The sequence below is a fragment of the Streptomyces sp. S07_1.15 genome (assembly GCF_020739505.1).
Classification (GTDB): domain Bacteria; phylum Actinomycetota; class Actinomycetes; order Streptomycetales; family Streptomycetaceae; genus Streptomyces; species Streptomyces xinghaiensis.
On the sequence record NZ_JAJBZK010000001.1, the window covers coordinates 405,351 to 428,989 of the forward strand.

A 23,639-nucleotide genomic window follows, 5' to 3' on the forward strand; every position below is an offset into this window, starting at 1 on the left:
ACGGGCCGCCGTCAACGCCTCCGGCGCGGGCGGGGGTTCGGGTGCCGGTGCCCCGCTCCGCCGCCCGGCGCACGTACCAGCACAGCACGTACCAGCACGTGGAAGCACTCACACGTACGCACACACAGATAGAGGAACGCGGGCCCGGCGGCAGCCAACGGCGTCTGCCGCCGGCACGCCGTGCCCCTTCGCGGAACTCCAGACGATCGAGGTGTTGCTCTGTGCGCAGAACACGGATGGGCGCGGTGGGCCTGCTGGCCGCGGTGTCCCTCGTCATGACCGGCATGACCGGTCCCGCCGGCGCGGACGGTGATCCGGCGCCACCCGACAGATCCTGGGCCCAGGAGGCCCGGGCAGCCCAGGAAGCGGGGATCAAGAAGACGTCCGGCGGTGACGCGGCCAAGACGCCCGCGCCCACCAAGGCCGACATCGCCGCCGGCAAGCAGTCGGCCGAGGACCTCACCGGGGACATCACCTTCTCCACCCCCGGCGGCACCTTCCAGAACGAGGTGTCCGTCTCCCTCAGCACCACCATCGCCAACGCCCAGATCCGCTACACCACCAACGGTCAGCTGCCGACCGCCTCGTCGACGGTGTACTCGGGCCCGCTGCGGCTCACGAGCACCACACAGCTCCGCGCCCAGGCCTTCGTGAACGGCGCCGCGAGCGGCGAGCCCGGCACGGCCCTGTACGTCGCGCGCAGTGTCAACGCCAACCACGATCTGCCGCTCCTCGTGCTGGACGCCTACGGCGGCGGGAAGCCGGACCGCGAGTGGGCGGATGTCGCCGCCATGGTCATGGAGCCGCAGGGCGGGTCCACCTCGCTCGGCGCGGCCCCGGCGGTGTCCACCCGGGCCGCCTTCCATCTGCGCGGGCAGTCCTCGGCGACCTTCGAGAAGGCCCCGTACCGGATCGAGTTCCGCGACAACGATGACGACGACGCCGACTACCCGGTGCTGGGCATGCCGGCCGAGTCCGACTGGGTGCTGCGCGGCCCGTTCCCGGACAAGACCCTGGTCCGCGACGCCTTCGCGTACACCCTGGGGCAGGAGATGGGGCTGCAGACGCCCCGCCACCGGTTCGTCGAGGTGTATCTGAACCTGGACGGGCAGCCGATGGGCGCCGACGACTACCAGGGCGTCTACCTGCTCGACGAGAACATCAAGGTGTCACCGGACCGCCTGGACATCGCCAAGCTCAAGAAGAGCGACCTCACCGAGCCCGCCGTCACCGGCGGCTACGTCATGAAGTTCGACGCCTGGGCGGCCGAGGAGCCGAAGCTGCCGTGCACCGGGCAGGAGTGCTGGTCGGATCTGGAGGTCACGGAACCGGACGACCTCCAGCCCGAGCAGCAGACGTGGATCACCCAGTACGTCCAGAAACTCCACAACGCGCTGCGCAGCGCCAACCCCTCCGATCCACAGACCGGATACCCCGCCTACATCGACGTCGACTCGTTCGTGAACCTGATCATTCTCAATGAGATGGGACGGCAGGGCGACTCCTACCTCCGCAGCATGTACATGTACAAGGACCGGGGCGGCAAGCTCACCGCCGGTCCGCTGTGGGACTACGACCTCGGGTTCAACGCCATACCGAACGGCAGCCCGGTCGACGGCTGGCAGTTCCAGCCGTTCTTCGGCTTCGGCACCACCGACTGGTTCCTGAAGCTGATGCAGGACCCGTCGTTCAACCAGAAGGTGCAGGCCCGCTGGCAGGAACTGCGCCGCGGCGTGCTGTCCGACGCGCAGCTCCGCAACCGGGTCACGCAGCTGTCCTCGCCCCTGGCCAACGGGGCCCAGCGCAACTTCCAGAAGTGGCCCAACCTCAACACCAGGACGGTCGGGCCGTTCCAGACCCAGACCACCCAGACCTGGCAGGAGCAGCTGACGCTCATGCAGAACTGGCTGGTGCAGCGGGCGAACTGGATCGACTCGTCCGGATGGCAGGTCGACCAGGGCGGCGGTCAGACGGCACCGGGAGCGCAGGAGAAGGCGGCACCGCTCCTGCCGCATCTCCGCGAGGCGGCCGAGCGGCGGCAGGGTTCCTCCGGCTGAGGAACCGGCACCGCCGCAGCACAGCGGCACGCCCCCGCGGTTGAACCCGCACACCGCACATCGCACATATCGGCACCGGGGCCGTCGGCAAGCGCCGGCGGCCCTCCGCCGTATCCGGAACCCTTCCCGGCGGCGGGCGGTGGGCGGCGTCCGCGCGCCCCGGCCCCGTCGCCCCTTCCCGCATCCCCGCATCACCCCTTTCCCCTTTCCCCCGACGTCATGAAGTGAGGTGTCGAACGGTGCGCAGAAGACGAACCGGCGGCGCGGTCGGCGTACTCGCCGCGCTGTCCATACTGCTGACCGGTCTGACCGGTCTGACCGGTCTGACGGGCTACGCGGCCGCCGGCGGCGAACCCGCCCCGCCGGCCGCCGGTCCCCCCGGGCAGGCCGCGACGGCCACCAGCACGGTTGGCGGCGGCCCGGCGGCGGCCGCGAAGACTGTCCGGACCACCATCGGCGAACGCGCGGCGAACACCACCACCATCACCACCGGCACCGGCACCGGCACCGGCACGGCCGAGGCCCCGGCCCGGCCGGAGACGGCGGACGACCTGTCCGGTGACATCGCCTTCTCCGTGCCGAGCGGCACCTTCGAGGGCGAGGTGTCCGTCACCCTGGACACCGCCGTCACCGGCGCCGAGATCCGATACACCACGGACGGGACCCCGCCCACGGCGGACTCGTCCCGCTACTCCGCGGGGACTCCCCTCCGGTTCACCGCGACCACGCAGCTCCGCGCGCAGTCCTTCGCGGACGGTGCCGCGAGCGGCGAGCCGGGCACCGCGATGTACATCGCCCGTTCCGTCGACGCCACCCACGACCTGCCGGTCATGGTGATGGACGCCTACGGCGCGGGCGCACCCGGCCGCGACTACCAGGACGTCGCCACGCTGCTGATGGAGCCCGTGAGCGGGTCCGCCTCGCTCGGCGACGCGCCGGCGGTCTCCTCCCGGGCCGCCTTCCATCTGCGCGGGCAGTCCTCCGCGACCTTCGAGAAGGCCCCGTACCGGCTCGAACTCCGCGACAACGAGGACAAGGACGCCGACCACGCGATGCTCGGCATGCCCGCCGACTCCGACTGGGTGCTGCGCGGCCCGTTCTCGGACAAGTCCCTCATCCACGACGCCTTCGTCTACAGCCTGGGCCGGGACATCGGGATGCAGGCACCGCGCTTCGAGTTCGTCGAGCTGTATGTCAACACCGACGGGGAGCCGCTGGCCGCCGACGACTACCGGGGCGTCTACATGCTCGTCGAGACGATCAAGGTGTCACCCGACCGGCTCGACATCACCCCGCTGCGCGACGCGGACGTGACGGAGCCCGCGGTCACGGGCGGCTACGTCTTCGCGTTCGAGTGGTTCGCGGCCGAGGAGCCGACCCTGCCGTGCACCGGCACCGGCTGCTGGCAGGACCTGGAGGTCAAGGTGCCGTCGTCGCTCCAGCCCGAGCAGCGGACCTGGCTGACGGAACACGTCCGGGCCTTCCACGACGCCCTGCGCGGGCCGGAGCCGTCCGATCCGCGGACCGGCTATCCCGCGTACATCGACGTCGGCTCGTTCATCGACCAGATCATCGTCAACGAGCTGACCCGCGAGATGGACTCCTACATCCGCAGCCAGTACTTCCACAAGGACCGGGGCGGCAGGATCACCGCCGGTCCGCTGTGGGACTACGACCTCTCCTTCGGCACCGGCGGCTACTTCGAGAACCATCTGACGGAGGGCTGGCAGTTCGAGCAGACCCGGCAGCCGGTGGCGAACGACTGGTTCATCCGGCTGATGGCCGACCCGGCGTTCGCCCGGCAGGCCGAGGCGCGCTGGCAGGAGCTGCGCCGGGGGCCGCTGTCCGACGAGCGGCTGAACAGCCGGATCGACGCGCTGGCCGCGCCGCTCGGCGACGCCGCCCGGCGCAACTTCGAGCGGTGGCCGAACCTCACCGATCCCGTGGTGGGCTTCTTCCGGACCCCGACCGCCGACACCTGGGAGGGGCAGGTGGAGTTCATGCGCGACTGGATGACGCGACGCGTCGCGTGGCTGGACACCTCCGGCTGGCAGCCGGGCACGGCGTCCGCCCCGGAACGGGGTACGGGCGCGGCGGTCCCGGGCTCGGGGGCCCAGCGGTACTGATCCCGTCCCCGGGCGCACGGCCCGGCTCCCGGTTCCCGGTGGCGGCGGCCCGCGCCGCCGCCACCGGGGCACGCCCGGCGCGGTGTTGACCGACACCGCAGTAAGCGCATACTGGCGGACAGCGACGCGCGCCCGCGCCCCACTCCGCGTCGCCGCCCCTGCGCACGGCCATTCCGCAACCCTCCCCCCACACACTGGTTCGGGAAAGTGGGACGTATGCCCGGGACCCCCCGTTCACCGCGCCGCGGCCTCGGTGCCGCCGTGCTGACCGGCGCCCTCACCCTTCTCCTCGCGCTCCTCGCCGCGACCGCCGGGCCCCCGGCCGCCGCCGGCCCCGGCCCGCTCCCCGGCTCCCCGCCGGGCGCCGGGGGCACGCCCGCCGCCGAGCCGTACGCCGGATACGTCTTCACGTACTTCACCGGTGAGGGCACCGCCGACGGCGAGCAGGTGCACATGGCGCTGAGCGACGGCAACGACCCCCTGCGCTGGCGGGAGCTGAACGGCGGCGCCCCGCTGCTCCGTTCCACGCTCGGCGACCGCGGCGTGCGGGACCCGTTCCTCATCCGCTCCCCGCAGGGCGACCGCTTCTATCTGATCGCCACCGACCTGCGGATCCACGGCAACGGCGACTGGGACCGCGCCCAGCGCCACGGCAGCCGCTCCATCATGGTGTGGGAGTCGGCCGACCTGGTGAACTGGTCCCCGCAGCGGTCCGTCCGGGTCTCCCCGCCCACGGCCGGCAACACCTGGGCCCCGGAGGCGTACTGGGACGAGAGCCGCGGCCAGTACGTCGTCTTCTGGGCGTCCAAGCTGTACGCGGCCGACGACCCGCAGCACACCGGCAGCAGCCACAACCGCATGATGTACGCGACCACGAAGGACTTCACCACCTTCAGCGAGGCCCGGGTCTGGCACGACCCGGGCCACTCGGTGATCGACTCCACCGTGATCCGGCACCAGGGCGTCTACCACCGGTTCACCAAGGACGAGCGGAACCAGAGCCCGTCCGCCCCCTGCGGCAAGTTCATCACCCAGGAGCGCTCCACCGACCTGCTGGCCGCCTCGTGGAGCCCGGTGGCCGACTGCGTCGGCCGCGAGGGCGCGGATGGCCCGGGGATCAGCCGCGGCGAGGGCCCGGCGGTGTTCAAGTCGAACACCGAGGAGAAGTGGTACCTGTTCATCGACGAGTTCGGCGGCCGCGGCTACGTGCCGTTCGAGACCACCGACCTCGCCTCCGGCCGCTGGACGATGTCCCCCTCCTACGACCTCCCCGCCTCGCCGCGCCACGGCACCGTGGTCCCGGTCACCCGGGCCGAGTACGACCGCCTGGCCGCCCGGTAGGGGCGCGCGGGCACGGCCGGGTCAGGTCGCGGCCGCCTCCGGGGCCGCCGCGGCCGGTCCGCCGGCCGGTCCGCCGGGCGGGGTGCCCGCGCCGCGCGGGGCCGCCAGGGCCAGCTGCCGGTAGGCGCTGGGCGGCAGGCCGTACGTGGCGCGGAAGCTGCGGGTGAAGTCGCCGGGGCGGGTGAATCCCCAGCCGGCGGCGATGGCCCGGATGGGACGGGACCGCTGGCGCGGGTCGGCCAGGTCACGGCAGGCGTGTTCGAGGCGCTGGCGCCGGACGAAGGCGGCGACCGTGGTGCTCTGCTGCTGGAAGAGCCGGTGCAGGGAGCGGAGGGAGATGTGGTGGGCGCCGGCGATGCGGGCCGCTGTCAGCAGCGGGTCGCCCAGATGCTGCTGGATGAAGGTGTGGATGTGCAGGGTGAGGGCCAGCCGGCGGTTCTCGTCGGGGAGGTCCGCGGACTCGGCGAAGCACTGCGTGACGGTGGCCGCGAACAAGTCGCGTAAGACGGCCGACAGTCCGGCGGTGTCGGCGGGGCCGTACTGGTCGGCCCGGCCGGTCACCTGGGTGAGGAACTGGACGAGCAGCTCGGCGAAACCCTTGTCCCCGGGGATGCGAATGGCGGTCATGCGCTCCGCGGCCCCGGCCGGCAGCGGCACGAGCCGCTTGGGGATCTGCGCGACGATGTGTCTCGCGCGCCCGGACGGGGCGGAGACCCGGCCCTGGAAGGGCCGAGAGGAGTCGCAGAACACCAGGTCGCCACCGCGCAGTTCGGCGTTCCGGCCGGACTGGGAGAGCTGCATCCTCCCGCTCAGGGGGAGGGAGAGCTGATAGCACTCCGGGTCCGCGCCGCGGATCAGTTCGGGCGTGCGCGCGATGCTCAGCGGCTGGACGGTCAGGGCGGTGATCCGGGCACTGCCGAGTTCCAGGACCTCGGCGCTCGCCTGGAAGTCGCCGGTATGGCCGCTGCGCACCACGACGGGCAGCAGCGCGGCCCGCGCCTTCTCGTACCACCAGGTGAAGCGTTCGGCTGCGGGAAGGCCCTCGGTCGTCAGGCGTGTCACGATCATTCCGCTCCCTTGTCCGGACCACGGTGCTGTCGTCGGTGACCGGGGCCGCGGGTCCGCCGGCGGACGCGGTGGGTCGGGCCGCGCCGCACGATGACCGGCGAGCGACCACAGTGACCGGTCGTGGGTTGCCCACGCGGCCGGGTCGGCAAACGCGCCGGTCGGAGCGGTGGCCGGAGAGCGCGGCGGCCGGGCACGGGCCGTGGGCCGTTCCGGAGGGAGGGCGCCGGCCGTGGCTGGCACGGGGTGCGCACGGGCTGGCGCTGCTTGCTCAGCAGCGGGGGCGCGCCCTCCCCGAGACTCGTCCCGCAGGCACCGGTGACCCCACGCCTTACGGGCGTGACACGGGTCCGGGCTGTTCGCTCCGGGGGGTGGCACATGATTCCACGGCTTCGCGCCGCGGTGGGCAAGGGCTTGGCGGCCGCATGCGCGGGGGTGGTTCTCACCACCACGGCCCTGCTGTCGGGATGCGGCCGGGCGGACGCGGGCGCGGCGGCGGACGGACCGGCGGCCGTCCGGGCGGCCGGCACGATGCCCCGGGAACTGACCCCGGCCGAGCAGGCCGTGGTGGAGCGGGGCGAGGAACGGCTCGTCGAGTCCTGCATGCGGAAGAAGGGCTTCCGGTACTGGGCCGGGCGCGTCGCCGGCGCCGCCGAGCGGCAGGGCCACGGTTACGTCCTGCACGACGTGGACTGGGCCGAGCGGCACGGCTACGGCGGGCGGTTCGCCGCCGAGGCGGAGAAGGCCCGGCTCGCCGACCGGAACACCGCGTACGCCCGGTCCCTGCCGAGGGCCGAACTCATCCGCTACAACAAGGCGCTCGACGGCACCCCGGAGCAGGGAGTGGTCGGCGTCGAACTGCCGGCGGGCGGCACCGTCCGGACGTTGCGCGGCGGCTGTCTGGAGACCGCCGCGGAGCGGCTGTACGGCGACTTCCCGGCCTGGTTCCGCGCCAAGAAGACCGCCACCGGGGTGGCGCCCCTGTACACCCCGGGCATCCTCGCGGACGAGCGCTTCCGGCGCGCGCTCCGGGCCTGGGCGTCCTGTATGCGGGAGGCCGGTCACCCGTACGCCGCGCCGCCCGAGATCCGCGAGAAGCTGCCGGCCCTCACCCGCGGCATGGACGCCGCCGGAGCACACGCCGCGGAAGTGGAGCTCGCCGTCGCCGAGGCCACCTGCGCGACGGGCACGCCCCTGTACCGCACCGCCCGCGCGCTCGACCGCGAGTACCGGGCCGAGAAGCTCGGGCGGTACCGCGACGAGATCACCGCCCACCGGCGCATGGGCCTCACCGCGCTGAAGCGGGCGAGGGCCCTCCCGGGCGCGGCGGACTGACCGATCCCCCAGGACTCCCCCGGCATCCCGCCGCGGGGCGCACCGATCCACGGACCACGCAGCAGAAGGAGCACCACACCATGCGCAAAATCCCCGCCGTCCTCGCCACGCTCGCCCTGGCGGCTCTCGGAGCGGCCGTTCCCGCGACCACCGCGCAGGCGGCCCCCACCGGTGCGCTCGCCGGCTGCGCGGACGCCTGGCCCTCCGCGACCTCCGGCTACTTCTACGCGTACTCCGGTTACGGCTGCAGCGGCTTCCTCGGAAAGGCCTACGGCAACGACTCCAACTGGGGTGACAGCGGCGGCTCGTTCCAGGGAGGCGACACCAACAGCGCGAGCTCGATCCTCCACAAGGGGACGTCCGGGAGCGCCGTCGCCGTCTACAACGGCACCGGTACCGGCTGGACCGGCGGCTACGCCTGCATCGCCAAGTCCGAGTACTACGTCAGTGACCTGAGCGACAACTACTTCACCAGCGGGGCGAAGGCCGACAACGCCATCAGCTCCCACCGGTGGGTGTCCAACGCCGCGTGCAACGGGAACTGGCTCACCTGATCCCTCCCCGCGGGCCCGGCCCGTCCGGCGCCCCGGCACGGCGGAGTCCGCCTGCCGGGGCGCCCCCGCGTCCCCCGGAGCGGCCGGGGCGGTGACCGGCCGCCCCGGCCGGGAGCACCGCGCCGGCGGCGGCTGAAAATTTCAACTCGCCGCGGGCGGAGGGTCGCTGACGCCTACAATCGCCAACGAGTCCACCGGCCGCCGGCCGGAGCGGAAGACAGGGGGATCGCCGACTCGCGGGTGGCAGCGGACCAGCCGCCTCAGCGAAGGAAGGCTGGCAACGATGCCTGTTGGGCGGCACAAGAACGCGGAGCTGTCGCACCGGCGGTGGCGCGGGCGCCTGCTGCCGGCCGCCGGAGTCGCGGCCCTGGCACTGCTGGCGTTCGCCCTGGTCCGGATGCTGGGTGCCCCGATCGACCCGCCGGAGTCCCCGACGATCCAGGCCAAGCCCAGCCCGGTGCCGTCCGCCACCACGACCGTGACCGCCCGGCCCTCCCCCGCGCCCGTGATCACCACCACCGTTCCGCCGACGGCCCCGCCACCGCGGATCGCGCCGAGTTCCGCCCCGCCGTCCGCGCCGTCCCCGCCGGAGGCCGGCGGTCCGTCGGGGACGGCGGGCACCGGGGACGCCGGCCGGACGATGCGGCGCGGCGACGAGGGGGCCGAAGTGCTGCGCCTGCAACAGCGGTTGCGCGAGGTCGGGGTCCAGACGGCTCCGCTCAACGGCACCTACGACCAGCCGACCGAGGCCGCGGTGCAGAACTACCAGTCCATGCGCCGCATCGAGGCCGATCCGGCGGGCGTGTACGGGCCGGCCACCCGCAGCGCCCTGGAGGCCGAGACCTGACGGGCCCCGCCGGGCGGGGGCCGGCCCGGGTTCCGGCGGCGGCGGTTCAGGTCTCCGCCGTGCCGCCGCCGGTCGCGTTCCGGGGCGGGCGGCCGTTCGCGTTCCGGTGGCCGCTCCGACCCGTCCACCGGTGGCCGTTGCCGCTCGCGTCCACGGCCCCGCCGTCCGGTACGGGCCCGAAGACCATCGTGACCCGGGCCCCGCCCCACGGGCTCCGGTCGACCACCAGGCGTCCCCCGGCGGCCTCGGCCGCCTTGGCGGCGATGTCCAGCCCCAGGCCGCTCGATCCGCCCTCGCTCGCGCCGCGGGCCGCCGCGAGGGCCGGGCTCTCGATGCCCGGTCCGGCGTCCTCCACCACGAGGCGGGGGGCGCCCGACAGCAAACCCGCCTGCACCCCGCAGCCCGTGCCCGGCGGCGTGTGCCGGAAGACGTTGCCCAGCAGCGCGTCGAGCGCCGCGGTCAGGTCGTCCGCGGGGAGGTCCACCGGCAGCGGACCGCGCCCCAGCCACACCCGGCACTCCCGGCCCTGCGCCTCGGCCAGCGCCGACCAGAACTCCATCCGGCCGCCCACCACCGCGGGCAGGTCGCTGGACGCGCGGCCGGGCAGCCGCTCCCGGGCCGGTCCGCTCCGGGTGGTGCTGATCAGGCTCGTCACCTCGCGGTCCAGAGCCGTCAGCCCGGCCCGGAGGCGGGAGTCGGCGGGGACGGCGAGCAGGTCCGCCTCCAGCCGCAGGGCCGTCAGCGGTGTGCGCAGCCGGTGCGAGAGGTCGGCCAGCAACTCCCGCTCGGCGCGCATCAGTTCGTCGATGCGGTCGGCCATGGCGTTGAAGGCCCGGCCCACGCGCCGGACCTCGGCCGGGCCCTCGACCGCGACACGCCCGCGGAAGTCCCCCTCGCCCACCGCCGCGGCGGCCCGCGCCAGCTCCGTGGCGGAGCGGTTGAGCCGGCGCGCCATGCGGTCGGCGCCGGTCACCGAGATCAGGGTCAGCGCGGCCACGGCCCCGGCGAGGAGCAGCCAGGCCGTGAGCACGCCCTCGGAGCGTTCCTCCTCCCGCACCGCCGACTCGACCACGGCCGTCCCGCCGTCCGGCAGGGAGACCGGCAGCAGCAGGACCTCCTCGCGGCCCGGTGGCCGGACCCACAGGGCGCGCCGCTGTTCCGCCGCCCGCTCGGCGTACGCGGCCGGGGCGGGGCAGCGGCCCACCACGCCGCCGCCGAGGCGGACGCAGGTGGACAGCGCGTCGTCGCCGGAGCTGCGCCAGGCGGCGGCGAGTTCGCTCCGCCGCTGGGTGGCGCCGAGGACGGTGACCAGGGTCGCCGCCCGCCGTTCCGAGGTCTGCTGCGCCCGTTCGGCCGCCTGCTGGCGGGCGAAGAAGGCCAGCGGCAGTGCGAAGGCGAGGGCGGTGAGCAGGGAGATGCCGAGGGAGAGCCGGGCGTGCCAGCCTCGCAGCGTCATGGCGTCCGCCACCCCCGTGCGGTCATGACCGGGGCGCTTCGAGCCGGAGTCCGACGCCCCGCACGGTGTGCAGGTAGCGGGGGGCGGCGGCGGTCTCCCCCAGCTTGCGGCGGAGCCAGAAGAGGTGGACGTCGATGGTGCGTTCGTAGACGTCGCTGCCGCGCCAGACCTCGGTCAGCAGTTCGCGTCGGGTGACGACCGCGCCCGCGCGCCGGGCCATGTAGGCGAGCAGGTCGAATTCGCGCCGGTTGAGTTCGATGGTCTTCCCCTCCAGGGTGACGCCGCGCGCCTGGAGGTCGAGGACGAGGTCGCCCACCTGGAGCCGGGAGGGCGGGGCCTGTCCGGACCTCCGCAGCACGGCGTGCACGCGGGCGGCCAGCTGCTCGCTGGAGAACGGTTTCACCAGGTAGTCGTCGGCGCCGTCGCGCAGCAGCCGGACGATCTCCGCGTCCTCGTTCCGCGCGGTCGCGATGATGACGGGGACGCGGCTGACGGCCCGCAGCATGCGCAGCACCTGGCTGCCGTCCAGATCGGGCAGTCCGAGGTCGAGCACGACGAGATCGGGAACGGGCGGGGTGATGCGGCGCATCAGCTCGATGGCGGTGCCGACCGCCGTGACGTCGTAGCCCGCGGCGGTGAGGGAGCGGGTGAGCACGTCACGGACCAGGTCGTCGTCCTCGACTACAAGTACCGTGGGCATGCCGGAACGGTAGACGAACTCAGCGGGGCAGACCGGCGGTCGGCGGGGAAACACTGCAATCGGGGCCGTTCCAGGGGGAGATGACGAGTTTCTCCACCAGCAGCGCCGCTCCCCGCCGGTGGCGGAGGGCCGGGGCTCCGGCGGCACGGTCGAGGGCCGCGCGCCGGGCGAGCCGGGGGTGCGGGGCCTCCACCACATAGAGCTGGACACCGGGTATCCGGCCTCCGGGTTCGCCGGGTTCGTCGCGCAGGGTGGGAATGCTGACGATCCACTTGGTCATCCCGGGACGCCCCTTCCGCCGGTGCTTCCGCGGCGTTCCGGGTGCGGGGCCGGGCGGCCGCCGGTCTCCGCGGCACCCTCGCACATGGGCCTTACCGTCCCTTCGTCGCCACCTCCGCCGGGGGCGCCCGGGCGGTGGTGAAGTCCAGCGGTCGCGCGGTGCCGCCCGGGGGCCCGGCCCCCGAGGGGGCGCTGGGGACCGGGCCGGGGCCGGGTGCGTCGTCCGGCCGGGTGCCGTCCGTCCGGAGCGGGAAGCCTGCGCACGGGGGTGGCGCTTCCCGGGTGGACGGTGCGGAGGATGCGTCCGATGGAGGGTTTCGGTGACCGCACCCTGAGCGGCGGTTCTCATCATGCCGAAGAAAACCGCGCGCCATGGGGCGGGGTGGAGCGGAAAAATCCAGGGAGAACGTGCGGTAAGACGCAGTTAACACAGCGGGGCCGCGTCCGGGTGCGAGCGGCCGGCGCCCGGACGTCCGCCGCGTCCTCTCCGCGGCGGGCGCCCCGGCGTCCGCGGCCGCACACACCACCGCCCGCACACACCACCGCCCCGGCCGGGCGGGATGCCGGCCGGGGCGGGGTTCTGCGGGTGCGGGCCGGGGCGGAGACCCGGAAGGTCCCGCCCCGGCGCCACGGCTGCCGGGTCAGCTCAGGCTCGCCAGCGCCTGGTTGAGGGTCTTCGACGGGCGCATGACCGCCGAGGCCTTGGCCGGGTCGGGCTGGTAGTAGCCGCCGATGTCGGCCGGGGAGCCCTGCACCGCGGCGAGCTCGTCGACGATCGTCCGCTCCTCGGCGGCCAGCGTCTCGGCGAACGGCGCGAACGCCTCCGCGAGCTTCGCGTTGTCGGTCTGCCGCGCCAGCTCCTGGGCCCAGTACAGGGCCAGGTAGAAGTGGCTGCCGCGGTTGTCGATGCCGCCGATCTTGCGGCTGGGCGACTTGTCCTCGTTGAGGAACGTGGCCGTGGCGCGGTCGAGGGTGTCGGCGAGTACCTGGGCGCCCGCGTTGTCCGTGGTCTGCGCCAGGTGCTCGAAGCTCACCGCGAGGGCCAGGAACTCGCCCAGGCTGTCCCAGCGCAGGTAGTTCTCCTTGACGAGCTGCTGGACGTGCTTGGGCGCCGAGCCGCCCGCGCCGGTCTCGAAGAGCCCGCCGCCGTTGATGAGCGGGACGACCGAGAGCATCTTGGCGCTGGTGCCCAGCTCCAGGATCGGGAAGAGGTCCGTCAGGTAGTCGCGGAGAACGTTGCCGGTCACCGAGATGGTGTTCTCGCCGCGGCGGGTGCGCTCCAGCGAGTACGCGGTCGCGTCGACCGGGGACATGATCTCGATGGTCAGGCCCTCGGTGTCGTGCTCCGGCAGGTACGCCCGGACCTTCTCGATGAGGTTGCGGTCGTGGGCGCGGCTCTCGTCCAGCCAGAAGACGGCCGGGTCGCCGGTGGCACGGGCGCGGGTGACGGCCAGCTTGACCCAGTCGCGGATCGGCACGTCCTTGGTCTGGCACATGCGGAAGATGTCGCCGGGGGCGACGCTCTGCTCCAGCACCGTCTCACCCTTGCCGTCCACGGCGCGCACGGTGCCCGCCACCGGGATCTCGAAGGTCTTGTCGTGGCTGCCGTACTCCTCGGCCTTCTGCGCCATCAGGCCGACGTTGGCGACCGAACCCATCGTGGACGGGTCGAAGGCGCCGTTCGCGCGGCAGTCGTCGATGACGGTCTGGTAGACGCCCGCGTAGCTGCTGTCGGGGATGACGGCGAGCGTGTCGGCCTCCTCGCCGTCCGGGCCCCACATGTGGCCGGAGGTGCGGATCATGGCCGGCATGGAGGCGTCGACGATGACGTCGCTCGGGACGTGCAGGTTGCTGATGCCGCGGTCGGAGTCGACCATGGCCAGTGCGGGTCCGTCGGCCAGCTCCGCCTCGAAGGACTCCTTGATCTTCGCGCCCTCGGGCAGCGCGTCGAGACCCTTGTAGATGGCGCCGAGGCCGTCGTTCGGGCTGAGGCCGGCCGCGGCCAGCGCCGGGCCGTACTGGGCGAAGGTCTTCGGGAAGAAGGCGCGCAGCACGTGGCCGAAGATGATCGGGTCGGAGACCTTCATCATCGTGGCCTTGAGGTGCACGGAGAACAGCACGCCCTCGGCCTTGGCCCGGTTCACCTGGTCGGCGAGGAAGGACCGCAGCGCCGCCGCGCGCAGCACGGCCGCGTCCACGACCTCGCCGGCCAGCACGGGTACGGACTCGCGCAGGACGGTGACGGAGCCGTCCTCGCCCACCAGCTCGATGCGGAGCGAGCCGTCCTCGGCGATGACGGCGGACTTCTCCGTCGAGCGGAAGTCGTCCTCGGCCATGGTGGCGACGTTGGTCTTCGAGTCGGCCGACCAGGCGCCCATGCGGTGCGGGTGCGCCTTGGCGTAGTTCTTGACCGAGCCGGGGGCGCGGCGGTCCGAGTTGCCCTCGCGCAGCACGGGGTTGACGGCGCTGCCCTTGACCTTGTCGTAGCGGGCGCGGATCTCGCGCTCCTCGTCGGTCTTGGGGTCGTCCGGGTACGCCGGCAGCGCGTAGCCCTTCTCCTGCAGCTCGGCGACGGCGGCCTTCAGCTGCGGGATGGAGGCCGAGATGTTCGGCAGCTTGATGATGTTGGCACCGGGCGTCTTGGCCAGCTCGCCGAGCTCGGCGAGGGCGTCGTCGATCCGCTGGTCCTCCTTGAGGTACTCCGGGAAGACCGCGATGATCCGGCCCGCCAGGGAGATGTCACGGCTCTCCACGGTGACCCCCGCCTTCGAGGCGTAGGCCTCGACCACCGGCAGGAACGAGTAGGTCGCCAGGGCCGGGGCCTCGTCGGTGTGCGTGTAGATGATGGTCGAGTCAGTCACCTGGTGCTCCGCTCCACGTCACGTCGATAACATTGCTCGACATCAAGATATCTCCTGACCCCGGGTGCCACGACAGGGCCCTGCCCGGTGCGGCGACGGGTTCCCCTCCGCCGTTCCCGGCGGGGGCGGTGGGCACCGGGCGTACGCGGCCGGGCGCAGACCGGACGGGCATACGCCCAACCGCTCGGGACGCGTCCACGGCCGGTCTCAGAGCTGGGTGAACGGTGGAATCACCCGGGTGATCGCGATGAGCCGCAGGCGGGGAAGGGGCAGCACGGAGAACCAGCCGTCGGCGAGGAGCGGGATACGCCGCACCCCTCCCGGTACGCCTCTCCGGGGCCCCTCCCCCAGGTCGGTGACATCGATGCCGACCCCGGCCAGCCAGGTCCGCTGAATCCCATACGTTAGGTCGCCGCTCCGACGCCGCGCAGGGCGGAACCGGATCCTGTCACGGTTCATCCGGCCGTATCCGGGCCGGGGCCGTTGCCGTGACAGGGCTGGAGCCGCGTCCCGCCTCACCCTGCCGGATCCGGGGTGGTGCTCGCGCCGACGCTTCGGCTGCGGCCGTACCCCGCGAGCGCGTGGAAAGCGGCCTTGGGCTCCCACGGGAGGTCCGCGCACGCGGTGCCGGTGCGGCCGCCGCCGAGGACCTTGACGATGCCGAAGGACGCCTTGTCGAAGTCGCGATCGCCGCCGTCCTCCGAGTGCGGGAGGTCGTAGCGGGCGAAGGTGTTGACGAAGGCCGTGTCAATGCCGCACCCGTCAAAGATGTCGAGGAGTTCGCGCAGGTAGACGGCCTGTTCCTGTTCATCGCGGACGACGGGGGTGGTGAACCGTGCGGGACGGGCGCGGTCGTCCCATGCGATGACCGCGTCACCCCGGCCGCCCGCCCCGGCGGCCCCGCGGTAGGTGGTGCAGCCGAACTCCGTGACGGCGGCCGGCCTGCCGTGTGCGGTCAGGGCGCGGAGCCCGCCGGCCAGCCGGTCGGCGGTCCCCGCGTCGCGGTAGCCGGCGTCGGTGGCGACGATGTCGAACGGCGCCCAGTCGACACCCTCGAACGGGAGCGAGGCGTACCCGATCCGGCCGCCGAACCGGGTCCGCACCGCGGCGACCGCCTCGCCGAGGAAGGCGTTGATCCGGGCCGGGAGCCCGGGCAGCGCGGCCCGCAGCCGCCGCGGGTCGGCCAGGACGGCGGTGCGCTCCTCCAGGGTGTCGCCCGGGAGGAAGCCGGCGGTGAAGAGGGAGATCTCGGAGCCGGTGAGGAAGACGATCTCGGCGCCCGCGCCGCGCAGCCGTTCGGCTCGTTCGGCACTGTCGGCGAGGAAGTCGAGGAGTTCTCCCCGGGCGAGGCCGTTGGTGAACGGCGAGTACCAGACCTCCAGTCCGGCGTCGGCCGCGTGCCGCGCGGCCGTCTCCAGCCGGTCGCGGTTCCCGCCGGTGACACGGACGGCGTCACAGCGCAGCTCGTCGCGGATGACCTGCATCTCGCGCCGGACGGTGGCGGGATCGAAGGGTTCGCGGGTGCTGGTTCCCGCGGAGAGGAAACCGGTGTCGTAGGTGACTCCCCATGCGCGCACAACAGGCCCCCTCCAGAATTACGGTACGACTCGTACCCTAACACCGTCCGGGACCGGGGAGCAGCGGTTTTCCGGACACGCGGCCCGTACCGTAGAGCTCGGTGGAGACCCGAGCGCGCAAAAACGGAGGACCGGTGGCACGAGCCGGGCAGGAACGGCGGGCCGTGGCGACGCGGCGGCGCGGAGCCGTGCTGGAGGAGGCGATCCTGCACGCGGCGGCCGAGGTGCTGAAGGAGTCCGGCGTCTCGGGCCTGACCATGGAGGAGGTCGCCCGGCGGGCCGGAACGAACAAGAACGCGCTCTACCGGCGCTGGCCGAACCGCCTCGCGCTCGGCGTCACGGCGTACCGCCGCCTGGCCGCGTCGGAGACCGCGCCGCCGGACACCGGCTCACTGCGCGGTGACGCCCTGGAGATGCTGCGGCGTGCGAACAGCACCTGGTCATCGCCGTACGGGGAGATCCTGCGCGGCCTGATCGCGGCAGCCGACGGCACTCCGGAACTCCTGGCCGAGCTGCGGCGCGACCCGGCAGCCGGCGGCGGCGCGTACGAGACGGCGTGGCTCACGCTGCTCGGCCGGGCGGTGGCCCGCGGCGAGGCCGCGCCCGAGGCGCTGCACCCCCGGGTCGCCGCCGCGCCGACGGCACTGCTGCGCAACGAATACGTGACGGGGGGCGTCCCGGCCGTGCCGGACACCGTCCTCGTGGAGATCGTCGACGAGGTCTTCCTGCCGCTGGTCCGCGGCCGGGGCCCGGCCGGCGGCGTGCCGACGCTCCCATCGTGAGCCCCGCCCGCGCCGCACCGGCATCCCGGCCGCGGACCGGATCGACCGGTACCGTGCCGCAGCCGCGGGTCAGCGGCCGAGCGCCCGGGCGAGCTCCTGCTTGTTCATCGAGGAGCGCCCCTCGACACCACGCTTCTTGGCCTCCGCGTAGAGCTCGTCCCGCGTCTTGGAGCTGCCGGAGTTCTTGGAGCCACCGGAGCTCTTCGAACCGCCGGAACGGCTGGAGCCGCCGGAACCGCTGGACGACTTGGCCTCCCCCGCCTGCGCCCGCTTCTTGTTCACCGTGCGGCCCGCCAGCTCCTTGGCCCGCCCGGTGGAGGCACCGCGCTCCTCGGCGCTCTCCTTGATGTGCTCGTACTGCCGCTCGCGCTTGGATCCGGACTTGCCCGGCATGGTTGCTCCTCCTTCGGAACGCTTGTCCGTCTTCCCCCAGTACCCCGGTCAGGGTCGATAACCCTCTCCGGGCGGGCTCCGGACACTGCCCGCCCGGCAGCCGGTACAGGCGGCGGGTGTACCGGCGCACCCCGGCCGCCGTCCGCCCCGACGGCAGTAACCGGACGGGCGCGGATCGGTTGAGCGATGGGAGAGGGGGCAATCACCATGGCAGAACTGGAATCCCGGCCCGAGACGGAAGAACAGCAGGAAGCGGAACAACACCTGGTCCCGCTGGACGACAGCGACGGCACAGCGGACCTCTTCCGCGCACTCGGCAAGCAGATCAAGCTGCTGCGCGAACGGGCGGGCCTGACACAGAGGGAACTGGGCGAGCGGCTGCGCTTCGGCGAGGACCTGATCTCGTCGGTGGAACGCGGCCGGCGCGTCCCGCAACCGGAACTCCTGGAAGCGGCGGACCAGGCCTTGGGCGCGGGCGGCCTGCTGAAGGGCGTCACGGACGACGTCGTCAAGGCGAAGTCCCGCGCCCGCGTACGCCATCCGTCCTGGTTCCGCGACTACGCCCGCATCGAGGCGGAGGCGGTGGAAGTCAACTTCTTCAGCACGCTCACCGTGCCGGGGCTCCTGCAGACGGAGGACTACGCGCGGTTGATCTTCTCCGCTTACCAGCCGCTGCTGTCCGAGGAGACCATCGAACGACGAGTGGCGGCTCGGCTGGCGCGCCAAGAAGTCCTGACACGGTGGCCCGCGCCACTGGTGACCGCCGTTATCGAGGAATCGGTGCTGAGAAGGTGCCTCGGCGGCACAGAAGTACTGCGGGGGCAGTTGAGTCACCTCCTCACTCTCGGCCGCCTCCGCAGCACCACCCTTCAGGTGCTGCCGATGGCATCGCGTGAACACGGCGGTCTTGAGGGGCCGTTCATCCTGCTCACACCGAAAGGCAGGCAGCAGGTCGGTTACGTGGAGGCACAGGGCGTCAACCGGCTGATTACAGAACCGGACCAGGTCCGTATCCTGGCGGCACGCTACGGAAGCATCCGGGGCCAGGCCCTGACTCCCCATGAGTCTCTGGCCCTGGTCGAGAAGCTGCTAGGAGAGCTATGAACGCCGAACAGCCCATACAGGACAGCTCGGAACTGGTCTGGCGCAAGAGCAGCTACAGCGGCGGCGACGGCGGAGAGTGCGTCGAGGTGGCCGTGGAGCCCGCCACCACCGTCCATGTCCGGGACTCCAAGAACGCGCAGGGGGCCCGCCTGTCGTTCGGCAGCGCCCCGTGGGCGGCCTTCGTGGGCTTCGCCGCCGGGCGCTGATCGCAGCAGCCCGGCATTCGGGGGCGTCGCGGACGTTGGTCCGTGACGCCCCTTCTCCGTCCGGAAGTTCCCCGGAAAGCCGCTCCGGCGCCGCGCTGGAACCCCGCTCCAGAGCTCTCGGCAAGGGCCGGAAACCACCGGGCGCGTACGGGCCGGGGCGGGGGCGGACGTCCGCTTCCACCGCGGCGACGCCTTCGGCCTCACCGCAACCGAACTGACGGGCCCCTACGACCTGATCCACGACTCCGGGTGCTTCCACCATCTGCCGCCCCACCGCCGCGTCAGCTATCTCGAACTCCTCGACCGGGTCCTCGCCCCCGGCGGCCATCTCTCCCTCACCTGCTTCGCCGCCGGCGCGATGGGCTCCGAGCTCCCCGACGCGGCCTTCTACCGGCAGTCCGGGCTGCACGGCGGCCTCGCCTACACCCCGGAGTCCCTGCGCTGGATCTTCTCCGGCTTCACGGAGACCGAACTCCGCCGGATGCGCGACGAACCCCCCGAGTCCCCGCGCTTCGGTGAGCCCTTCCTCTGGACGGCCCTCTTCCGCCGCGGGCCCACGGCGTCTTCCCGGTAGTGGGCGCAGGACTCCTGCCACGACCGGTTTCTGTGAGTTTCTGTGAACTCGCGGTGCGGCGCGCCCCTTGGCCCGGGCTTTTCCGAGGGGCGGGGCTTCCGGCTCCCACAGTGCTCCCATCCACGTGCAGGTCCGGCACAGACGGGCGGACGAGGGTGGGGCCATGCAGGCGGCGATCGCCCGCACGGCACACACCACCGGTTCTGGAGCCCTGATGATCGAAGTTCGCGGACTGACCAAACGCTACGGCGAGGTCCTCGCCGTGGATGACCTGACGTTCACCGTCCGCCCCGGGGAGGTCACCGGGTTCCTGGGACCCAATGGCGCGGGGAAGTCAACCACGCTGCGTCTGATCCTGGGTCTGGAATCCGCCGATTCGGGGACGGCCACGGTGGGCGGCCGTCCCCACGCCGCGCAACCCGCGCCCTTGAGGGCGGTCGGCGCGCTGCTGGACCCGGGGGCGGTGCTGCCGAGCCGCACCGCGTACCACCACCTGCTGGCCCTCGCGGCGGGCAACGGGATCCCGCGCAGCCGGGTGGACGAGGTGCTGGACGACGTCGGCCTGGGGAACGCGGGCCGGCGCAGGGCCGGGTCCTTCTCGTTGGGGATGCGGCAACGGCTGGGGATCGCCGCGGCGCTGCTGGGCGATCCACCGGTTCTGATCTTCGACGAGCCCCTCAACGGCCTCGACCCGGAGGGCATCGTGTGGATCCGTCACCTCATGCGCCGGATGGCCGCCGAAGGCCGCGCCGTGCTGATGTCGAGCCATCTGATGAGCGAGCTGGAGCTGACCACGGACCATCTCATCGTCGTCGGACGCGGCCGCCTGATAGCGGACATGACGATGAAGGACTTCATCGCAGCGCACTCCGACCGCGAGGTGCTGGTCCGCAGCCCCCGGGCCGGATCGCTGCGCCGGGCGCTGCCCGCTGCCGCGACGGTGCGCGAGGAGGGTGTGGACACCCTGGCGGTAACGGGTCTGGACACGGCGGAGATCGGAGCGCTGGCCGCGGCGAACGATGTGGAGCTGCACGAGCTGACGAGCCGCCGGGTCTCGCTGGAAGAGGCGTTCATGGAGCTGACCCGCGATGTGCAGGAGTACCGGGCGGAGAGGGAGGCGAGCCGATGAACCGGACGGGAACACGGCCCCGGCCGGCGGCGGACGCAACGGCACCGGCGCGGCAGGAGAGGCTGCCAGCGGCCCCGGGCACGGCGGGCCGGGCGACGTTCCGGCACTGCCTCAGCGCCGAGTGGATCAAGATCCGTACGATGCGGTCCACCCTTTACGTGGTCCTCGGGACCCTGGCGTTCTGCATGGGGCTCGCCGCGCTGAGCAGTACGTCCGCCGGGGAGGAGTACGCGGCGATGACGAGTGCCGACCGGGTGGTCTTCGACCCCCTGGCCATCAGCCTGCGCAGTTATCTGCTCGCACAGATCGCGCTCGGTCTGCTGGGCGGCCTGGTGATCACCTCCGAGTACGGCGCCCGCACGATCGTCGGCACGCTGACGTCCGTGCCGAACCGGGTCCGCCTCCTGGCGGCCAAGGCCCTGGCGCTGGTGGGTGTGACGCTTCCGGTCGGGCTGCTGGTGTCCCTCGGCGGGTTTCTGATCGGGCAGGCGTCGCTGGAGGCGGCGGGTGCTCCGTATCTGGAACTGTCGGACGGCACGGCGCTTCGCGGCGTCGTGGGCTGCGGGCTGTATCTGACACTGGCGGGTCTGTTCGGGCTCGCTCTCGGTACGGTGATCCGCAGCACGACGGCGACGGTGACGACCCTGTTCGGTGTGCTGCTGATCGTGCAGGCGTTCGCGCCGGCACTGCCCGGGGCACTCGGCGACTGGCTGGCGACGTACTGGCCTCCCGTCGCCGGAGGTCAGATCATCACCGCCTACCGTGACCCGGCGCTGCTCGCACCCTGGTCCGGGCTCGCCGTCATGGCGGCGTGCGTCGCGGCCCTGCTGGCCGCCGCGTTCGCCGTCTTCCGCAGGCGCGACGCGTAGCGGGCCGCGAGCCCGGAAGTGAACGACCGGTCGGGGACGGGACGGGACGGGACGGATGACGGCATCACCCAGGCTCCTGGTCGTGGAGGACGAGCCGACGCTGCGGGAACTGCTGTCCGCGAGCCTGCGGATCGCCGGCTTCGACGTCCTCCCGGCCGCGACCGGCGCCCAGGCCCTGGCCGCCGTACGCGAGCGGCGCCCCGACCTGATCGTGCTCGACGTGATGCTGCCCGACATCGACGGTTTCGAGGTCGTGCGCCAACTGCGCGACGGGCGTTCCCCGGTGGCGGCGAGCCATCCGCCGGTCCTGTTCCTCACCGCCCGCGACGCGCCCGAGGACCGGATCGGCGGACTGCGGGCGGGCGGCGACGACTACGTCACCAAGCCGTTCAACCTGGAGGAGCTGATCCTGCGGATCCGGGCCGTCCTGCGCCGCACCAGCGGCCTGCAGGAGGACGGCCGGCTGACCGTCGGCGACCTGGAGCTGGACCCGGACAGCCACCAGGTGACGCGGGCCGGGCAGCCGGTACACCTCTCCCCCACGGAGTTCAGCCTCTTGCGCGTGCTGATGGAGAACGCCGGACAGGTGCTGTCGAAGGCCCGGCTTCTCGAACTCGTGTGGCACTACGACTTCGGAGGCGACGACTCCATCGTCGCCTCCTACATCAGCTATCTGCGCCGCAAGATCGACGCGGGCGGGGAGCCCCGGCTGATCCGTACGGTGCGCGGCACCGGCTACGTCCTGCGCAAGCCCCGGCCGTGAAGGGGCCCTCGGTACGCGGCCGGGGCGGCCGGCTCCCGCTCCGTGGCCGGGGCGGCCGGCTCTCGCTGCGCGGCCGGCTGCTGACGATCTCCGTGCTGCTGCTCGTGGCGGCCCTGCTCGCCAGCACCGCCGTGCTCGTCACCCTGCTCCGGCGGGACCTGGTGCACCAGGTGGACGACCGGCTGCGCACCGCCGCCGCGGTGGCCGCCCGCGTACCCGTGCCGTCCGGCGTGGCGGGCGGCCCCGTGGAGGGGGCGCCGTCCGGGGACTTCTACCTGGCCTACCTCGACGCGGACGGCCAGGTGCTGCGCGTCGTGCGGTCGGCCGAGGGAAACGCCCCCGGGCTGCCGGCGCTCGACGCGGCGGCGGTCGGCGCACGCGGCGGCCGCCCCTTCGAGGCCCCGTCCGCCGGCGGCGGCGACGCGTGGCGGGTGATCGCCGAACCGGTCCTGGGGGCTGACGGGGAGGCACCGGGCGAGGGGGCCGCGCATGGCGGCAGTGTCGTCGTCGCCGGCTCCCTCTCGCAGGTCGGCGCGACGATCCGGCAGCTCGGCGTCCGGGTGCTGGTCATCGATTCCCTGGTGCTCATGCTGCTCGGCGTGGTCGGTTGGTTCGCCGTACGCGCCGGGCTGCGCCCCCTGCGCCGGATCGAGGCGACCGCGGCGGCCATCGCCGGCGGCGACCTGACGCACCGTGTCCCTCACCCGGCTTCGGCACGCACCGAGTTGGGCCGTCTGTCCGCCGCGCTCAACGGCATGCTGGACCGGATCGAAGCGGGCGACGCCGCCCGGGGCGCGACCGAGCAGCGCATGCGCCGCTTCCTCGCGGACGCCAGCCATGAACTGCGGACGCCCCTCTTCGGCATCAAGGGCTTCACCGAGCTGTACCGGATGGGCGGCATGCCCGAACGCACCGACGTCGACGCCGCCATGGGCCGCATCGAGCGCGAAGCAGGCAGGCTCGTACGGCTCGTCGAGGACCTGCTGCTGCTCGCGCGCCTGGACGAGGGCGCCGCCGGTGCCGACCTGCCGCTCCGCCTCACCCCCATGGACCTGCGCACCCTGGCCGCCGACGCGCTGCACGACCTGCGCGCGCTCGATCCCGGACGCCCGGTCACCCTTACGGGGCCCGGCGGCGGTCGTCCGGGCGGCGCGCCGGTCCTCGGCGACGAGGCGCGGCTGCGCCAGGTGACCTCCAACCTCGTCGGCAACGCCATCGCCCACACCGCGCCCGGCACCCCGGTACGGATCGGCGTCGGTACCGAGCAGGGCCAGGCGGTTCTCGAACTGCGCGACGAGGGGCCGGGCATGTCGGTGGAGCAGGCCGCCCGTGCGTTCGACCGCTTCTACCGTGCGGACAGCGCCCGCGGCCGGGCCGAGGGGGGCGGGGCGGGCCTCGGCCTCGCCATCGTCGACTCGCTGGTGTCAGCGCACCGGGGCCGAGTGGAGATCCACACCGCCCCCGGCGCGGGAGCCACCGTCCGCGTCCTGCTGCCCCTGGCCCCGTAGCCCGTGGCCGGGCCGGCCCGGCCGGACGGCGCTTCCCGGCTCAGAAGCCCGCAGTTCCCGAGCCCGTGCCGGGCGACCACGCCGGCCAGTGGCACAACCCGTTCAGTCGCGAT

The 23,639-nt window shown here is 73.1% G+C and carries 19 protein-coding genes and 2 pseudogenes; 14 read left to right on the forward strand and 7 right to left on the reverse strand.

Annotated features, from left to right (window positions below):
* The first annotated feature begins 221 nt into the window (after nucleotides 1–221).
* From LIX60_RS01825 to LIX60_RS01835, 3 genes and pseudogenes are all read left to right on the forward strand, one after another.
* Entirely contained in the window at nucleotides 222–2,057 is a 1,836-nt protein-coding gene (locus tag LIX60_RS01825; protein WP_227956888.1) for a CotH kinase family protein, read from the forward strand.
* A gap of 239 nt (nucleotides 2,058–2,296) precedes the next feature.
* Nucleotides 2,297–4,183 carry a CotH kinase family protein gene (locus LIX60_RS01830; RefSeq protein ID WP_227956889.1) on the forward strand — a complete coding sequence of 629 codons (1,887 nt, stop codon included), beginning with the start codon at nucleotides 2,297–2,299 and terminating at the stop codon, nucleotides 4,181–4,183.
* A 216-nt stretch (nucleotides 4,184–4,399) separates the two neighbouring features.
* Nucleotides 4,400–5,518: pseudogene (locus LIX60_RS01835) on the forward strand (glycoside hydrolase family 43 protein); the annotation flags it as partial.
* Nucleotides 5,519–5,545: 27 nt separating this feature from the next.
* On the opposite strand, the gene LIX60_RS01840 reads toward LIX60_RS01835, so the two are convergent.
* Complete coding sequence (locus LIX60_RS01840) at nucleotides 5,546–6,592, reverse strand: helix-turn-helix domain-containing protein (RefSeq protein ID WP_227956890.1); 1,047 nt, start codon at nucleotides 6,590–6,592, stop codon at nucleotides 5,546–5,548.
* A gap of 375 nt (nucleotides 6,593–6,967) precedes the next feature.
* Here LIX60_RS01840 and LIX60_RS01845 point away from each other — a divergent pair, with 375 nt between their 5' ends.
* The 3 genes from LIX60_RS01845 to LIX60_RS31355 all read left to right on the forward strand — a co-directional run bounded on the left by LIX60_RS01845 (nucleotide 6,968) and on the right by LIX60_RS31355 (nucleotide 9,325).
* A complete protein-coding gene (locus LIX60_RS01845; RefSeq protein ID WP_227956891.1) occupies nucleotides 6,968–7,924 on the forward strand; it encodes a hypothetical protein in 957 nt (318 codons plus the stop codon).
* 80 nt (nucleotides 7,925–8,004) lie between these two features.
* Nucleotides 8,005–8,478, forward strand: coding sequence for a hypothetical protein (locus LIX60_RS01850; RefSeq protein ID WP_019708175.1), 474 nt, complete (start codon nucleotides 8,005–8,007; stop codon nucleotides 8,476–8,478).
* Between the two features lie 283 nt (nucleotides 8,479–8,761).
* Entirely contained in the window at nucleotides 8,762–9,325 is a 564-nt protein-coding gene (locus LIX60_RS31355; RefSeq protein WP_265584778.1) for a peptidoglycan-binding protein, read from the forward strand.
* A gap of 46 nt (nucleotides 9,326–9,371) precedes the next feature.
* Here the strand turns inward: LIX60_RS31355 and LIX60_RS01860 are convergent, their stop codons facing one another.
* The 5 genes from LIX60_RS01860 to LIX60_RS01880 form a co-directional block, all read right to left on the reverse strand.
* Nucleotides 9,372–10,781, reverse strand: coding sequence for a HAMP domain-containing sensor histidine kinase (locus LIX60_RS01860; protein WP_227956892.1), 1,410 nt, complete (start codon nucleotides 10,779–10,781; stop codon nucleotides 9,372–9,374).
* Nucleotides 10,782–10,803: 22 nt separating this feature from the next.
* Nucleotides 10,804–11,481 carry a response regulator transcription factor gene (locus LIX60_RS01865; protein WP_039818088.1) on the reverse strand — a complete coding sequence of 226 codons (678 nt, stop codon included), beginning with the start codon at nucleotides 11,479–11,481 and terminating at the stop codon, nucleotides 10,804–10,806.
* Between the two features lie 19 nt (nucleotides 11,482–11,500).
* On the reverse strand, nucleotides 11,501–11,761 hold the full coding sequence (locus LIX60_RS01870; RefSeq protein WP_227956893.1) for a hypothetical protein: 261 nt from the start codon (nucleotides 11,759–11,761) through the stop codon (nucleotides 11,501–11,503).
* Nucleotides 11,762–12,401: 640 nt separating this feature from the next.
* Nucleotides 12,402–14,621 (reverse strand): NADP-dependent isocitrate dehydrogenase, encoded by a 2,220-nt coding sequence (locus LIX60_RS01875; RefSeq protein ID WP_227956894.1) that lies wholly within the window; start codon nucleotides 14,619–14,621, stop codon nucleotides 12,402–12,404.
* A gap of 515 nt (nucleotides 14,622–15,136) precedes the next feature.
* A complete protein-coding gene (locus tag LIX60_RS01880; protein WP_227956895.1) occupies nucleotides 15,137–16,198 on the reverse strand; it encodes a hypothetical protein in 1,062 nt (353 codons plus the stop codon).
* Nucleotides 16,199–16,332: 134 nt separating this feature from the next.
* On the opposite strand from LIX60_RS01880, the gene LIX60_RS01885 reads away from it, so the two are divergent.
* On the forward strand, nucleotides 16,333–16,980 hold the full coding sequence (locus tag LIX60_RS01885) for a TetR/AcrR family transcriptional regulator (RefSeq protein WP_227956896.1): 648 nt from the start codon (nucleotides 16,333–16,335) through the stop codon (nucleotides 16,978–16,980).
* Nucleotides 16,981–17,049: 69 nt separating this feature from the next.
* Here LIX60_RS01885 and LIX60_RS01890 read toward each other — a convergent pair whose 3' ends face one another.
* Complete coding sequence (locus LIX60_RS01890; protein WP_227956897.1) at nucleotides 17,050–17,373, reverse strand: Rho termination factor N-terminal domain-containing protein; 324 nt, start codon at nucleotides 17,371–17,373, stop codon at nucleotides 17,050–17,052.
* Between the two features lie 201 nt (nucleotides 17,374–17,574).
* Between LIX60_RS01890 and LIX60_RS01895 the strand changes: the two genes are divergently transcribed.
* The 7 genes and pseudogenes from LIX60_RS01895 to LIX60_RS01925 all read left to right on the forward strand — a co-directional run bounded on the left by LIX60_RS01895 (nucleotide 17,575) and on the right by LIX60_RS01925 (nucleotide 23,526).
* The gene (locus LIX60_RS01895) at nucleotides 17,575–18,477 is read left to right on the forward strand and encodes a Scr1 family TA system antitoxin-like transcriptional regulator (protein ID WP_374117952.1); all 903 of its coding nucleotides are present in this window, start codon (nucleotides 17,575–17,577) and stop codon (nucleotides 18,475–18,477) included.
* Entirely contained in the window at nucleotides 18,474–18,683 is a 210-nt protein-coding gene (locus LIX60_RS01900; protein WP_227956899.1) for a DUF397 domain-containing protein, read from the forward strand. The genes LIX60_RS01895 and LIX60_RS01900 overlap by 4 nt, the downstream gene beginning before the upstream one ends.
* Before the next feature lie 157 nt (nucleotides 18,684–18,840).
* Nucleotides 18,841–19,257: pseudogene (locus LIX60_RS01905) on the forward strand (class I SAM-dependent methyltransferase); the annotation flags it as partial.
* 214 nt (nucleotides 19,258–19,471) lie between these two features.
* The gene (locus tag LIX60_RS01910; protein ID WP_227956900.1) at nucleotides 19,472–20,386 is read left to right on the forward strand and encodes an ABC transporter ATP-binding protein; all 915 of its coding nucleotides are present in this window, start codon (nucleotides 19,472–19,474) and stop codon (nucleotides 20,384–20,386) included.
* Between the two features lie 140 nt (nucleotides 20,387–20,526).
* The gene (locus tag LIX60_RS01915; RefSeq protein ID WP_374117778.1) at nucleotides 20,527–21,255 is read left to right on the forward strand and encodes an ABC transporter permease; all 729 of its coding nucleotides are present in this window, start codon (nucleotides 20,527–20,529) and stop codon (nucleotides 21,253–21,255) included.
* 55 nt (nucleotides 21,256–21,310) lie between these two features.
* Nucleotides 21,311–22,018 (forward strand): response regulator, encoded by a 708-nt coding sequence (locus LIX60_RS01920; protein ID WP_227956902.1) that lies wholly within the window; start codon nucleotides 21,311–21,313, stop codon nucleotides 22,016–22,018.
* The gene (locus tag LIX60_RS01925; protein WP_227956903.1) at nucleotides 22,015–23,526 is read left to right on the forward strand and encodes a HAMP domain-containing sensor histidine kinase; all 1,512 of its coding nucleotides are present in this window, start codon (nucleotides 22,015–22,017) and stop codon (nucleotides 23,524–23,526) included. The genes LIX60_RS01920 and LIX60_RS01925 overlap by 4 nt, the downstream gene beginning before the upstream one ends.
* Nucleotides 23,527–23,639 lie beyond the last annotated feature (113 nt).